Source organism: Burkholderia sp. Bp9015, assembly GCF_003853505.1.
Classification (GTDB): Bacteria; Pseudomonadota; Gammaproteobacteria; order Burkholderiales; family Burkholderiaceae; genus Burkholderia.
The window spans coordinates 92,001-107,467 of record NZ_QTPZ01000005.1 but is presented as its reverse complement, the minus strand read 5'-3'; the positions used below and the strand labels follow the sequence as shown (position 1 = coordinate 107,467).

The window sequence follows — 15,467 nt, the reverse complement described above, 5'->3', positions numbered from 1 at the left end:
ATCCATCTGCGTCGCCGCGCGCACGCGCGCCCCGCGTGCCTGGCATATCGATAGAACGAAAAGTCGTTTTCAGAGTGGCGGCGGGGTCGTTACCATCTGGTTTTAAGCCTGTGCTTAGCCGGGCAAGCCATCCCCAAGGAGCGCCCTTTGACTGCATTCGATCAACACCGCCGCCCGTTCGTGGTCGGCATCGGCGGCACCACCCGGGCCGCGTCGTCGACCGAGCGCGCGCTGTCGTTCGCGCTGCGCGGCGCGCAAGCCGCCGGCGCACGCACGCGCCTGTTCGACGGCCCGTTCCTGCATACGCTGCCGCACTACGCCCCCGAACACAAGACGCTGACCGACGCGCAGCGAGAACTGATCGACACCGTGCGCGAAGCCGACGCGATCATCATCGCGACGCCCGGCTATCACGGCGGCGTGTCCGGCCTCGTGAAGAACGCGCTCGACACGCTCGAGGAACTGCGCGCCGACGAGCGCCCGTACCTCGACGGTCGCGCGGTCGGCCTGATCGTCACGGCCTACGGATGGCAGGCCGCCGGCACCGTGCTGACGTCGCTGCGCTCGATCGTCCACGCGCTGCGCGGCTGGCCGACCCCGTTCGGCGCCACCGTGAACACGCTCGAAACGCGCTTCGAGAGCGCCGACAGCTGCTCGGATCCGAAGGTCGTCGCACAGCTCGAGACCGTCGGCTCGCAGGCAGCCGAATTCGCGCTCGCGTTCGCATCGCATCGCGCGGCCACGCATGCCGCGTCGGTCGACGCGCTCGCGCCCGTGCTGAAGATCGCCAACCAGTAATCCCCGCCTCCCCGCAGCCCGCGCCCGGCCGACGACGTTCGCCGCGCGCGGGCTGCGCGCGTCTGGCAGTCCGGCGCGCATCGCAGCGCTGCCGCCTGCTTCATGCCGGCTCCCCACCCCGATAACGATCCGGCCCACCACGTGATTTGCATTGGCCGAAAGATTGGTTCACGCGGGCCGCGGGTTTTCGTACGCTGAAAGCCCGAACCTTCCATGCGCACGCCATGAACCGCACGATCCGTTACAAGGGCTACGAAGTCGCCCCCGCCGCCGCCCGGCTGCCGAACGGGCTGTTCGCCGCGAACCTGACGATCGAGAAGGCAAGCGGCGGCCCGTCGCCGCGCGCCGTATCGTTCGACGCAATCGATTTCTTCTTCGAAGAGGAACACGCGCTCGCGTATGCGTCCCGCTGGGGACGCCTCTGGGTCGATACACAGGCCTGAGCGCGGCACCCGGCAGCAGCAGGGCTGCTCGAAAATGCGCGATTACGGAAGCTATGCAAGAATCTTTCGTCTCGTAATCGCATAACAACAGCCATGTCCGACACGCTGCAGGAAGACCATGCAGCGGCAGATCACGCCATGCGCAACTGGACCTTCGAACGTCAAGGTCCGGTCAGGATCGGTTCCGATGCGCACAGGCAAATGTTCTGCCGCATGCTGCTCGATACGCACAACCCGTACAAACCGGCCGTCATCGACTGGCCGCCGCTCAAGCCCGACGAACTCAAGCGGCTCACGTCGCTGCCGATCTGGGACATCGCCGTGCAGACCGAAGGCCGCGCGTCGATCCGCGTCGCCACCTTCGCCGCAACCGTCGGCGATCCGCTGCTGCGCCGGGCGCTCGAGATGGACGGCGCCGAGGAAGCTCGGCACAAGGTCGTGCTGTCGAAGCTGGTCCAGGCATACGGCATCAAGCTCGCCCCCGAACCGGCCTATCCGGCACCGAAGGACCCCGAGTGGTCGTGGATGGTGACCGGCTTCAGCGAATGCATCGACAGCTTCTTCGCGTTCGGCCTGTTCCGCTCCGCGCAACGCTCCGGCTATTTCCCGCCCGAACTCGTCGACACCTTCGAGCCCGTGATCCAGGAGGAAGGCCGGCACATCCTGTTCTTCGTGAACTGGTATGCATGGTACTGGCGGAGTTTGCCGTGGTGGCGCCGGCCGTGGTTCTTCGCGCGGGTGGCGGCCGTGTGGGCATTCCTGATCCGGGAACGCATCGGCATCGCGCGCGGGATCGATGCGGACGGCGTCGCGCACGACGCGAACTTTCCGGCGACGAGCACTGCCGACATCGGCGATGCGCTAAATCCGCGCGAACTGATCGAACTGTGCGTCAGCGAGAACGACCGGCGCATGGCCGGGTACGACAAACGGCTGCTGCGCCCGATGTTCGTGCCGCGCATGGCGCGCCTCGCGCTGCGATTCATGCGGAAATAAGGCTGCTGCGGCGGATTGCCGGCGACGCACGCAGGCCGGCCGTCGGCGCCTTGTCCGGGACGATGTACTGCGCCGCCCCGACCGGGTGGCAGAACCGGGTCGCGTTGCCGCGGCCGCCATCCTCATCGCGGTTCACCCTTCCGGACGAGAACGAACCACACCCCGGCTCGCATCCGGCGATTTGGGTGCGGCATCACGCCAGCCAACGAACGCTCGTCAGCCTGACGATGCTCATCCGACGCGCTTGCGTATCGTCTTTCTCTCCAGCGGAATGCCCCCCTTGCCAGCACGGTAGAGTCACCGCGAAGCAGATGCGGGTTTCTGCTCGCGGCTCCCCGTTGCCCCCATCGTTCGCGTCTTCGGCCGTCATCGTGGGCGCCCCGCCACATCATCGCAACGACTCCGGTTGCAAGACTGCCCGGCGCGGGCGATCTGGCACCTCGTCTCCCCCTGCCCCAACCCGTCATATGAAGTACGTCAATTGAACAGATTCCGAACTGGAATCCCAATCGCCGTACCAATGCACCTGTAGCACTTTTTTACAACTTTGAGAAACCGGCGCCGGGGAAGGCCCGCCCCACGGGCGCGCGCGGCCGATGAGATGCGCAAACCAGCATAATCAGACAATCCGTGGCTCATGTTTTTTTTGATTTACCGGCAAACCAATAAATACAATTAAAAATCCACATCAAATCTCGTATTAATAAATTAACAAGAGCCTCGAATGCATACGAGCCAGCGTCCCGCCTGACATTACAACTCAGAAAGGCAAACGTTTGCCGCAAACGTTTGTCGTTTCATTTGTCTTACTTTTTTGGTTACCCAATGTGCGGCAACACACACAAAACTACGTCACAACGTTGATTTTTATGGTTTTTTTTCATCCATCACCGCATCCGCACGAGACCTTCACTCCACCTTCCAGTCATTTTCAACTTTCTTACACACCAACAGATCAAAACACGATCTATTAACCATCTTTTAACTTCCAAAACCTTCGATTTATCACTGTTTGTCAATCTCAAAATATCGCCTCAAATAAACTCCGCCCATCAATTTTAAGATTCGCGCGAGCGCACGGCAGATTCCTCTAACGAAAGAGACCGGTGTGTGGCGTGCATATTTGGAGGTAGTAGGACATGAACCGCACATACCGCTCGATCTGGAACGAAGCCCTTGGCGCCTGGGTCGCGGCATCCGAACACGATTCGGCACGGGGCAAGCCGAACAAGTCCGCCGTTGTGGTCGCGGCCCTCGCGGCGCTGACGATCGGTCTGCCATCGTTCGCCAGCGCGGCGACTTACATCCCCGGGACAGTCAACGGATTCGGACAGTTTTCGCCATCGAGCTGTACGTCCTCCAGCGGCAGCACGGCAGCCGGGCGCATAACCATGGGCGACACCAACTCGTATCCGACCGACGGCTCGGGTACGTGGTCGACCGTGACCGGCTGTAACGCATCCGGCAACAACAATCTCGCCGCGACGGTCTACGGCACCTACTCTCAGGTCACCGGCAAGGGCGGCACCGCCATGGGCTTCCTCAGCTCGGCTGCGTTGTGGGGCACGGCCGCCGGCCTCGAAACCACCGCCAGCGGCGCCGGGTCCACCGCGCTCGGCTTCGGCTCGACCGCGAACGCGCTGAACTCGGTCGCGATCGGCGGCGCGGGCGGTAACGGCACGACGCCGCTGTCCCAGGCAAACTCGACCATCGCATCGGGTGCGGGTGCAATCGCGATCGGCAGTAACGCAACCAAGGGCGCGCAAGCAGCCGCTTCGGACTCGATCGCGATCGGCGGTCAGTCTTCCGTTGCATCGGGCGCCACGTCCGGCGTCGCGGTCGGCCGCAACGCGACTGTCAATGGCGCGTACGGTATTGCACAAGGCGATAGCGTCGTCTCGGGCGCGACAGGCCAGAACGTCGCGATCGGTTCGAGCGGCACGACGGCCAACAGCGCCACGTCAGCGGGCGGTGCCGTCGCAATCGGCCGAGGCCAGGTGGCGACGGGCGACGGCGCGGTCGCGATCGGCGATCCGAACAGCGCAACCGGCACGGGTGCACTGGCGATCGGTGCAAACAACACGTCGAGCGGTTCCGGCGCCGTCGCGCTCGGCAACAGCACCTCCGCAAGCGGTACGGGCGCCGTCGCACTGGGTAACAGCACCACTGCGACCAACAGCTCCGTCGCGCTTGGCAGCTCGGCGACGGCCACGGGCACCAATGGAGCGGTGGCCATCGGCAATGCCGCGACCGCAACCGGCACCGGCGCGATCTCGCTCGGCACCATCGGCAGCTTCGGGGCCAAGTCGCTGGCCACTGGCTCGGACGCATTGGCGCTCGGGAACGGCTCGACAGCCAGCGGCACCGCCGGCTCGGTCGCCGTCGGCGCGGCAGCCGTCGCATCGGGCACCTATGCGACGGCCTTGGGAGCGAACGCGACCGCATCGGGTTCAAACTCGATCGCACTCTCCCAAAACGCTAATGCATCGGCCACAAATGCCATCGCAATCGGCACCGCGTCGAGCGTGACCATCGCGAACTCGGTCGCGCTCGGTAGCAACTCGACGACGATCGCGACGGCAGGCACCACGACCGGCGGCACCGGCCTGGTCAGCAGCTCGACGATCGGCGGCCAGAGCTTCGGTCCGTACGCAGGCGCCGGATCGGCGGGCGGCGTGGTCAGCGTCGGCGCCATCAACGCCGAACGCCGCATTCAGAACGTCGGCGCCGGCCTGGTCAGCGCAGGGAGCACGGACGCGATCAACGGCAGCCAACTGTACGCGGTCGCAACCACGACTATGTCGAACATCACCAGTCTGTCGACGTCGACTTCGACTGGCATCAGTTCGCTGTCCACGGGCCTGAGCTCGACCAATAGCTCGGTTGCATCGCTGTCGTCGTCCACGTCGACCGGCCTCTCGTCGGCGAACAGCTCGATCGGCTCGCTGTCCACCTCGACCTCGACCGGTATCAGCTCGCTGTCCACGGGCCTGAGTTCGACCAATAGCTCGGTGGCTTCGCTGTCGTCGTCCACGTCGACCGGCCTGTCGTCGGCGAACAGCTCGATCGGCTCGCTGTCCACCTCGACTTCGACCGGTATCAGCTCGCTGTCCACGGGCCTGAGCTCGACCAACAGCTCGGTTGCATCGCTGTCGACTTCCACGTCGACCGGCCTCTCGTCGGCGAATAGCTCGATCAGTTCGCTCTCCACGTCGACCTCGACCGGCATCAACTCACTGTCCACCGGCCTCAGCACGGTCACGACCAAGACCGACAATCTCGGCACCAGCACGGCCTCCGCCCTCGGCGGCGGTGCGAAGTATGATCCGACGACCGGAACGGTTTCCGCTCCGGCGTACACGACGTACAACGCGAATGGCACGACGTCGACCGCCAGCAGCGTCGGCTCGGCGATCGACAGCATCAACAGCCAGGGCATCAAGTACTTCCACGCGAAGTCGACGGCAGCCGACAGCCAGGCGCTCGGCACCGACTCGGTCGCGATCGGCCCGAATGCCATCGCCAACAACACCGGCGACGTCGCACTCGGCAGCGGCTCCGTCACCGACACGCCCCACGCAACGCCAACGGGTACCGTCGGCGGCGTAACCACCACGTTCGCGGGCGGCAACCCGAGCAGCGTGGTGAGCGTCGGCAACGCGAGTACGGGCACCACGCGTCAGATCACCAACGTCGCAGCAGGTCAAATCACGCCGACCAGCACGGACGCGATCAACGGCTCCCAACTCTTCGCGACCAATTCCATCGTGGATTCGCTGTCGACGACGGTGTCGTCGTCCAGCAGCGCAATCTCGTCGCTGTCGACCGGCATCACTTCGTTGTCGACGGGGCTGAGCTCGACCGATAGTTCGGTCGCTTCGCTGTCGACTTCCACGTCGACGGGCCTCTCGTCGGCTAACAGCTCGATTTCGTCGCTGTCCACCTCGACTTCGACGGGGATCAGCTCGTTGTCGACGGGCCTCAGCTCGACCGATAGCTCGGTGGCCTCGCTGTCGACGTCGACGTCGACTGGCCTCTCGTCGGCTAACAGCTCGATTTCGTCGCTGTCCACCTCGACCTCGACCGGCCTGTCGTCGGCTAACAGTTCGATCAGCTCGTTGTCCACGTCGACCTCGACGGGTATCAGCTCGCTGTCGACGGGCCTGAGCTCGACCGATAGCTCGGTCGCTTCGCTGTCGACTTCCACGTCGACTGGCCTCTCGTCGGCAACCAGCTCGATCGGCTCGTTGTCCACTTCGACCTCGACGGGCATCAGCTCGCTGTCGACGGGCCTGAGCTCGACCGATAGCTCGGTCGCTTCGCTGTCGACCTCCACGTCGACCGGCCTGTCGTCGGCTACCAGCTCGATCGGCTCGTTGTCCACGTCGACCTCGACGGGCATCAGCTCGTTGTCCACGGGCCTGAGTTCGACCGATAGCACCGTCGCATCGCTCTCGACCTCCACGTCGACCGGCCTGTCCTCGGCAACCAGCTCGATCAGCTCGCTGTCGACCTCGACCTCGACGGGCCTGTCGTCCGCGACCAGCTCGATCGGCTCGCTGTCCACCAGCCTCAGCTCGACCAACAGCTCGCTGACGTCGTTGTCCACGTCGACCGCAAGCAGCGTCACGTCGCTGTCCACGGGCCTGAGCTCGACCGACAGCTCGGTGGCGTCGCTGTCCACCTCGACGTCGACCGGCCTCTCGTCGGCGACCAGCTCGATCAGCTCGCTGTCCACGTCGACCTCGACCGGCCTGTCGTCGGCAACCAGCTCGATCAACTCGTTGTCCACGTCGACCTCGACCGGTCTCTCGACGGCCACCAGCACGATCCTGTCGCTGTCCACGTCGACCTCGACGGGTCTCTCGACGGCCACCAGCTCGATCACGTCGCTGTCCACCTCGACCTCGACCGCGATCGAAGCCGCGAAGACGCACTACTACAGCGTCAACGACAACGGCACGCAGCAAGGCAACTACGCCAACGACGGCGCGACGGGCGTCAACTCGCTGGCAGCCGGCGTGAACGCCAGCGCGGCAGGCGCCAGCAGCGTGGCAGTCGGCGACGGCTCGAACGCGCAGACGGCGGGCGCAGTCGCCATCGGCCAGAACGCATCGGCCACCGGCGGCAAGGCGGTGTCGATCGGCTCCGGCAACACCGCGAGCGGCGACGGCGCGGTCGCGATCGGCGACCCGAGCATCGCGACGGGCACCGGCGCAGTGGCGCTGGGCGCGAACGACACGGCGACCGGCACCGGCGCAGTGGCACTCGGCAACGCGAACACGGCAACCGGCAACAGCGCGCTCGCCCTCGGCAGCGCAAACCAGGCCACCGCGGACAACACGATCGCGCTCGGCAATCAGGCGACGGCCAGCGCGATCGGCGCCCAGGCCTACGGCTCGAATGCGAAGGCCACGGCAACCGACGCCCTCGCCTTCGGCACGAACGCGCAGGCCAATGTCGCCAACTCGATCGCGATGGGCGCGAACTCGACCACGGGCAACGCCGTCGGCGTATCGAGCGTCACGGTGGGCGGCATCACGTACCCGGTCTACGGCACCTCGCCAGTGGGCGTCTTCAGCGTCGGCGCACCGGGTGCGGAACGCCAGATCACGAACGTCGCGGCAGGCCGGGTATCGGCCACCAGCACGGACGCGATCAACGGCAGCCAGCTCAACGCGACGAACCAGGCGGTCAACAGCCTGTCCACGTCGACCGCGTCGAATATCGCGTCGCTGTCGACCGGTATCGGTTCGCTGTCCACGGGCCTCAGCTCGACCAACAGCAACCTCACGTCGTTGTCCACGTCGACCTCGACGGCGATCAACTCGCTGTCGACGGGCCTCAGCTCGACGAACAGCAACCTCACGTCGTTGTCGACGTCGACCTCGACCGGCATCGGCTCGCTGTCGACCGGCCTGAGCACGACGAACAGCACGGTGGCTTCGCTGTCGACCGGCGTGACGAATCTTGGCGATCAGGTGAACCAGTTGTCGACCACGATCAACAACAACACGACACGTGCGGCGAACAACACCGGCATCGCGGCCGACATGAACGGCACCGGCAACGACCGGCCGACCGTCACCGCCGGCTCGAACTCGGTGGCGATCGGCGCGAATTCGAACGACGGCGGTCGCTCGAACGTGGTGTCGGTCGGCAGCGACACGCAGCAGCGCCAGATCACGAACGTCGCGCCGGGTACGCAAGGCACCGACGCGGTGAACGTGAACCAGCTGACGCAGGTGCAGACGACGCTGTCGACCGCCTTGTCCGGCCAGCAAGGGCAGATCAACGCGCTGGGTTCGCAACTGCAGCAGACCGACCAGATGGCGAAGCAGGGTATCGCGGCCGTCGGCGCGATGGCGTCGATCCCGCAGCTCGATCGCGACGCCAACTTCGGGATGGGTATCGGCACGTCGACCTTCCTCGGCCAGAAGGCGATGGCGGTCAACATGCAGGCGCGCATCACGGAGAACCTGAAGGCGTCGATCAACGGCGGCTTCAGCGGCGGTCAGAAGGTGATCGGCGCCGGCATGCTGTACCAGTGGAAGTAACCCGTCGCGCCGCCACGCCGCCGGCTCGCGAGCCGGCGGCGCCAGGGGGCCCCGACGGCAGGACGAGCCCGCCGCGCAACGCGCGGCGGGCTTCAGTCAACCCAAGTATTGAGGACGTAACCGTGAACAAACTCGCTCTTGCGCTCGCGCTTTCCGCGCTGGCCCTCGCCGCGTGCTCGACCGCATCCGGCCCGACCTTCAGTGCCTCCGAACTGCAGCCGCGCGACGGCGTGCGCACCTTCCAGGTGGACTGCCACGGCCTGCTGTCGGGCCCGCAGACCTGCATGAAGGCCGCCCGCAAGATCTGCGGCGACCAGCCGGTGCGCACCGTCGATTCCGCCCGCGCGCTGCGCGACAATTCCGATCCCGCGACGCTGGTGTTCCAGTGCGGCGCCGCACCGGCCCAAGCTGCGTCGACGGCCGAGCCGGCCCCCGCGCCGGCCGCGGTCGAACACGTCAACCTCGCGGGCGACGCGCTGTTCGCGACGGGCATGGCCACGCTCACGCCGGCCGCGCGTGCGTCGCTCGACAAGTTGCTGAACGAACGCGAAGACCGCACGTACACGCATGTGACGGTCACCGGCCATACGGATTCGGTCGGCAACGACGCCGCCAATCTCGCGCTGTCGAAGCGCCGCGCGGAAACCGTCGCAAGCTACCTGAAGGCACACGGACTGAAAGCGCAGGCCGTGTCGGTCACGGGCCGCGGCAGTGCCGATCCGGTCGCGTCCAACGCGACGGCCGAAGGCCGCGCGAGCAACCGCCGCGTCGAGATCTCGCTGCAGCGCTGAGCAGCCGGCCGTCGCGGCCCCGGCGCACCCCGCGCCCGCACGCGACGGCCTCGACCGGCAACGCGCAGCCGCCCCGCCGCCACCCCGCCCGACCGCACCGACCCCGCTTCGCCGGGGCCCCGGCTCCCGCGCGGGCGGCTATGTCAAAGTTCGTCAGGCCCCCTCCACAAGACGGCGCCTTCCGTGCCACAATCGCCGCAGACAGCTGCCGAGGCGTTCCGCCCGCGTCGCGCGCCGTGACCCGCCCGACGACACACCGGAATCCGGCGGCCGCCCCGCGATCCGCGCCGCTCGACGCATATTCCGGCGCGTGCCGGCGCGAACACAACCACGACAATCCACGGCGCGCCGTTTCGCGGCCACGGCCGAACGCACGACGCCGCAGAGGAAACCAACCGGTGACGGACATCAATCAAGCCGCCTCGGGCGGCACCCGCAAGCAACGGCCGGCCGTCGGCATCTCGCTGTTTGCGCGGGACGGCCAGGCGATCTGGGAAAACGGCATTCACCAGAACATCGCGTTCCTCGCGATGATGCTCAAGCGCTCCGATCGCGTCGGCCCCGTCTATTTCCTGAACGGCGGCGACGCCAACGCGTTTCCGGCCGGGCTCGATCTCGACGGCCTCGACGTGCCGCTCGTGAAGCCTTCCGACGTCACGCACGACCTCGACGTCGTGATCGAGATGGGCGCGCAATTGCCGCTCGAATGGCGCAGGCACATGAAGGCGCTCGGCAAGAAACTGGTCGCCTTCTTCTGCGGACACGTCTACGCCGGCCTGGGTGAAACACCGATCTTCGGCAAGCCGTCGGGACACATCTTCAACGACACGCCGTTCGACGAAGTATGGCTGCTGCCGCAGTACGAGAAGACCGGCGCACCGATGCTGCAAACCCTGTTGCGCGCGCCGGTGCACCTGATGCCGCATATCTGGTCGCCGTATTTCCTCGATCGCCGCATCGCCGCGCTGGCGAGCGAAGGCCTGACGTTCGGCTATCGGCCCGGCCGTCGCCCGTGGAATCTCGCCACGCTCGAGCCGAACATCTCGGTCGTGAAGTCCTGCCACTACCCGATGCTCGCGTGCGACGAACTCTACCGCGCGCATCCGGACGCCGTGCAGCATCTGTTCGTCGTCAACTCGATGCACATGAAGGCCCATCCGACCTTCGTGCACTTCGCGAACAGCCTCGACCTCGTGCGCCATCACAAGGCGACGTTCGAGCCGCGCATCGACCTGCCGGGCTTCATGGCGCGCCACGCGGACGCCGTCGTGTCCCATCACTGGGAAAACGCGCAGAACTATCTGTACTACGACGTGCTGTATGGCGGTTATCCGCTGATCCACAACTCGACGCTGATCGGCGACGCCGGCTACTACTACCCGGACTTCGATTCCGCCGCGGGCGGCCGCGTGCTGCTCGATGCCTGGCTGCATCACGACGACCAGCTCGACGACTACCGCGCGAAAGCCGACCGGCTGCTGCGGTCGGTCTCGATCGACAACCCCGCGAACCTCGACGCGTTCGTCTCGCGTCTGGTCGCCTGAACCGGAGAATACGCATGTCGGACTCCAATGCCCGTCAAGCGCCCGGCGAGGGCAAGCGTCTCGTCGTCGGCGTGTCGCTGTTCGTGCGCGGCGCCGGCCAGTCGCTGTGGGAAAACGGCATCTTCCAGAACTGCCTGCTGCTGATCCTGTTGCTGCGCCAGTCGCCGCTCGTCGCTGAAGCCGTGATGGTGAACGGCGGCGAACAGCTCGCCGATCCGCAGATGATGCTCGGCGAATGGGACGTGCCGCTGCTGTCGATGGACGAAGCGCTCGAGCGCTGCGACGTGCTGATCGAAATGAGCGCGCAGTTCGGCGCCGATTACCTGCGCGCGTTCCGCGACCGCGGCGGCAAGGTCGTCACGATGCGGGTCGGCAACGACTACGTGATCGACATCGAGCGGGCGATGTTCGACAAGCCGTCGGGCTTCCTGTTCTCGAGCGCGCCGTACGACGCGGTATGGACGATTCCGGAATTCGAGCGCTCGTGCCTGCACTATTACCAGACGGGCCTGCGCGCGCCGGTGACGATCGTCCCGCACATCTGGCATCCGATGCTGTTCGACAAGGCACGCGCAACGCTCGGCGCCGGTTTGTCGTTCGGCTATCAGCCCGGCAAGCCGCGCTGGCGCGTGACGATGTTCGAGCCGAACATCTGCATGGTGAAGACGAGCATCATCCCGATGCTGGTGACCGAGGAAGCGTATCGCGCGAAGCCCGATTTCGTCGAATTCGTGCGCGTGTGCAATACGCTGCACCTGAAGGAACATACGACGTTCGTCCATTTCGCGAAGAGTCTCGACATCGTGAACCACGGGATCACGACGTTCGAAAGCCGCTACGCGGTGTACGAGTTCATGGCCGCCTACGGCGACGCGGTGGTGTCGCACACGTGGGAAAACGCGCAGAACTACCTGTACTACGAACTGCTGTACGGCGACTATCCGCTGATCCACAACTCGCCGTTCCTCGGCAATGCCGGGTATTTCTATCCGGACTTCGACTGCCAGGCCGGCGGCCGCGCGCTGCTGCGGGCATTTGCCGAACACGACGCGAATCTGGATGCATACCGCGAGCAATCGAAGCACGTGCTCGACTCGGTCAGCATCTACAACCCCGACAACGTCGCCGCGTATTCCGACGCGATCGCGTCGCTCTATCGCGACGCTTGACGCGCACCGTCCGCCCGGAGCCGCCGATGAAAATCAATGTCGCGATTACGATGAACGTGCAGCGCGACGCGACGCAGTCGATCTGGTACAACGGCGCGAACCAGCATTGCGTGTACCTGTACATGCTGCTGAAGCGTTCGCCGCTGATCGGCGAAGTGTGGCTCGCGCACGACGACGGCATCACCGACTACCCGCAGGCGCTGATGATGGACGCGTTCGGCGACGCGCTGCGGCCGTTGTCGGCGATCGTCCACCAGACCGACCTGCTGATCGAGATGAACGCGTTCGTCGACCCGTCGCACACGGACGCGGTGCGCCGGCGCGGCGGCAAGTGCGTGTCGTACCGCTTCGGCAACGACTACGTGATCGCGGTCGAGACGATCAATTTCGAGAAGAACAACTGGCGGCCGAACCCGAACCGCGTGCAGTTCGACGAGATCTGGACCAACCCGCAGCACATGCACACGTGCGCGGCCTACTTCCAGGCCGTATATCGCGCGCCGGTGATCGAGCTGCCGCACATCTGGTCGCCGTACTTCATCGAACGCAGCCTCGACGCCGACCCCGAGCTGAAGGCGCGCTTCGGCTACCGCAACCACGGTCCGGCCAAGCGCATCGCGTTCTTCGAGCCGAACCTGAACGTCGTGAAGAGTTCGATCGTGCCGATGCTGGCCGCGAACGCGTGCTACGTCGAGCATCCTGAGCTCGTCGAACACGTGTACATGACCAACACGTTCGACAAGAAGGAAAACGTCGCCTTCAAGCATCTCGCGCTCGGGCTCGAGATGGTGCGCGACGGCAAAGCGACGGCCGACGTGCGCGCGCCGTTCGTCGCGTGGGCCGCGCATCACACCGACATCGTCGTGTCGCACCATTGGGAAAACGGCCTGAACTACCTGCTGTACGACGCGCTGTACGGCAACTATCCGCTCGTGCACAACTCGCCGTTCCTGCGCGACGTCGGCTATTACTACCCGGACTTCGAGATCTTCGACGCGGCACGCGCGATCGCGACCGCCGCGCAGACGCACGACGCGCGGCTCGACGACTACGCGGCAGCGGCCCGCCGCTGCCTGCAGCAGGTCGACACGCTCGCCGACCACAACGTCCGCGCGTATTCCGGGCAGATCCAGCGCCTGTTCGCCGGGCGCGCGCTCGGCTGACCGCGCCCGTTCGCCATCCGTTCATGAAGCACACCGTCCGCCACTTCGTCGTGATCGATTCGATCCACGGCCCGTTCGTCATCGACCGGCACAGCACGCGGCAGGCCGACGCGCTGCTGGAGACCGGCCGGCCGCACAACCAGGGCGAGCTCGACACGATCATGCAGGTGATCGACCAGTTGCCCGACGGCGCGCTCGCGGTGGACGGCGGGGCCAATGCGGGACTCGTCTGCGTGCCGATCGCGCAGCGCTTGCGCGATCGCGGCGGCCACGTCCACGCGTTCGAGCCGCGGCGCACGCTGTTCCATGCGCTCGGCGGCACCGTTGCGCTCAACCAGCTCGACAACCTTCATCTGCTGAACATGGGGCTCGCGAGCCGCAACGGCACGATGACGGTGCCCGACGTAGACGGCGGGCACCCCGCCGGCGCCGAACCGGCCGCACGCGTCGACGCGCACGCGGCCGACGGCACGCCCGCCCCGACCGTCAGGCTCGATTCGCTCGGCCTGCCGCGCCTCGATTTCCTGAAGCTCGACATCGACGGGATGGAGGTCGACGCGCTGCACGGCGCGCGCCTGCTGATCGAAACGCATCTGCCGTGGTGCTGGATCGCCTGCCGGAACGCGGATGACGCACGCGTCATCGATACGTTCGCCGGCCTCGATTACACGTTCTACCGGTTCGACGGGCCGAATCTGTTGTGCGTGCCGAACCCGCGCTGGGACCGGCAACGCCTGTTCATCTCGGGCGAGCCCGTCGGCCGCGTATCCGCCCGGGCAGACGATGACGCGAATGCCGCCGTGTCAGCCGAGGCCGACGACGCGCCCGAAACGCACTGGAACCGCGCGCTCGACCACGAATCCCGCTGCGAATGGGGCCACGCGATCGCCCGCTGGCTGTGCGCGCGCGGCCGGGGCCTCGACGACGATGCGATCGCGTTCCAGCTCGCGTCGTGCTACGGCTTCGCCGGCGCGCCCGACGCCGGGCTCGCGGCACTCGAACGCATCGGCGAACCGGCCGCGCTGCCCGACGCGCTGCGCGGGCGCGTCGAACTCGCGCGCTCGGCGCTGCTGCTGCGTGCCGGCCGACGCGACGAAGCCGCGCGCGCGACCATCGCCAGCGAGAACGTGCTGACGGCCGCACGGTTCGGGCTGCCGACGGAACGGCTCTACGACGGCCAGGCGCTGCACGGCAAGCGGCTGCTCGTGATCAGCTACGGCGGGGTCGGCGACCAGCTCCAGTACGCGCGCTACCTGCATGCGCTCGACGCGCTCGACGGCGTGGCGGTGACGGTCATCGTCCCCGCCGCGCTGGCCGACCTGATGCGCCATACGTTCCCGCGCATCGAAGTCGTCGCCGCACACGGCGCGTGGGTCGACACGTCGCAGATCGCTCACGACTACTGGTGTTCGTTCCTGGTGCTGGCCGCGCAGTTCGGCTACGCGCCGGCACCGGCCGGCGCGCCGGCCGCCGCCTACCTGTCGTGCCCGCCCGAACGGGCGGCGGCATGGCGCGAACGCGTCGCGCGCGACGGCAACGCGCCGGGCACGCGCCGCATCGGCCTCAACTGGCGCGGCCGCGACGAAAGCGATGCGCGCTTCCTGCGCGCGGCCAGCCTGCGCGACCTCGCGCCGCTCGCGCGGCTGCGCGGCCATGCCGCATACTGCATCAACCGCGATATCGCCGCGCAGTCCGAGCCGTCGGATCTGCCGGTCACGTTCCCGCATCACGCGATCGGCGATTTCAGCGATCTGGCCGCACTGATGCTCGCGATGGACGCCGTGGTCACCACCTGCACCGCGCACATCCACCTGGCCGGCGCGCTGGGCGTGCCGGCCGTCCTGCTGCTGAGCCCGAAAGCCGATGCGCGCTGGGAAACCGGCTCGCGTACCGCGCTGTACCCGGGCATCCGGATCGTGCGCGCCGCGCATCCGGGCCGCTGGGACGATGCGGTCGACCGTGCGCTGGCGCTCGTGCTGGGTGGACTCGGGAAGGATTGACGAGTG

Annotated in this window: 9 protein-coding genes; all 9 read left to right on the top strand. The window is 66.5% G+C overall.

Annotated features, from left to right (window positions below):
- Nucleotides 1–147 precede the first annotated feature (147 nt).
- The 9 genes from DIE12_RS07845 to DIE12_RS07805 all read left to right on the top strand — a co-directional run bounded on the left by DIE12_RS07845 (nucleotide 148) and on the right by DIE12_RS07805 (nucleotide 15,461).
- Nucleotides 148–798: an NADPH-dependent FMN reductase gene (locus DIE12_RS07845; protein WP_044844444.1), complete on the top strand. Its 651-nt coding sequence runs from the start codon at nucleotides 148–150 to the stop codon at nucleotides 796–798.
- Nucleotides 799–1,022: 224 nt separating this feature from the next.
- A complete protein-coding gene (locus DIE12_RS07840; protein WP_006749916.1) occupies nucleotides 1,023–1,241 on the top strand; it encodes a hypothetical protein in 219 nt (72 codons plus the stop codon).
- Between the two features lie 93 nt (nucleotides 1,242–1,334).
- Entirely contained in the window at nucleotides 1,335–2,237 is a 903-nt protein-coding gene (locus DIE12_RS07835; RefSeq protein WP_124485089.1) for a ferritin-like domain-containing protein, read from the top strand.
- A 1,139-nt stretch (nucleotides 2,238–3,376) separates the two neighbouring features.
- Nucleotides 3,377–8,794 (top strand): YadA-like family protein, encoded by a 5,418-nt coding sequence (locus tag DIE12_RS07830; RefSeq protein ID WP_124551112.1) that lies wholly within the window; start codon nucleotides 3,377–3,379, stop codon nucleotides 8,792–8,794.
- A gap of 122 nt (nucleotides 8,795–8,916) precedes the next feature.
- Entirely contained in the window at nucleotides 8,917–9,585 is a 669-nt protein-coding gene (locus tag DIE12_RS07825) for an OmpA family protein (RefSeq protein ID WP_124488636.1), read from the top strand.
- Between the two features lie 398 nt (nucleotides 9,586–9,983).
- Nucleotides 9,984–11,129 carry a DUF2827 domain-containing protein gene (locus DIE12_RS07820; RefSeq protein ID WP_124488637.1) on the top strand — a complete coding sequence of 382 codons (1,146 nt, stop codon included), beginning with the start codon at nucleotides 9,984–9,986 and terminating at the stop codon, nucleotides 11,127–11,129.
- 14 nt (nucleotides 11,130–11,143) lie between these two features.
- Nucleotides 11,144–12,298, top strand: coding sequence for a DUF2827 domain-containing protein (locus DIE12_RS07815; RefSeq protein WP_124488638.1), 1,155 nt, complete (start codon nucleotides 11,144–11,146; stop codon nucleotides 12,296–12,298).
- A gap of 26 nt (nucleotides 12,299–12,324) precedes the next feature.
- Entirely contained in the window at nucleotides 12,325–13,461 is a 1,137-nt protein-coding gene (locus tag DIE12_RS07810; protein WP_044847402.1) for a DUF2827 family protein, read from the top strand.
- 23 nt (nucleotides 13,462–13,484) lie between these two features.
- A complete protein-coding gene (locus tag DIE12_RS07805; protein WP_124488639.1) occupies nucleotides 13,485–15,461 on the top strand; it encodes an FkbM family methyltransferase in 1,977 nt (658 codons plus the stop codon).
- Nucleotides 15,462–15,467 lie beyond the last annotated feature (6 nt).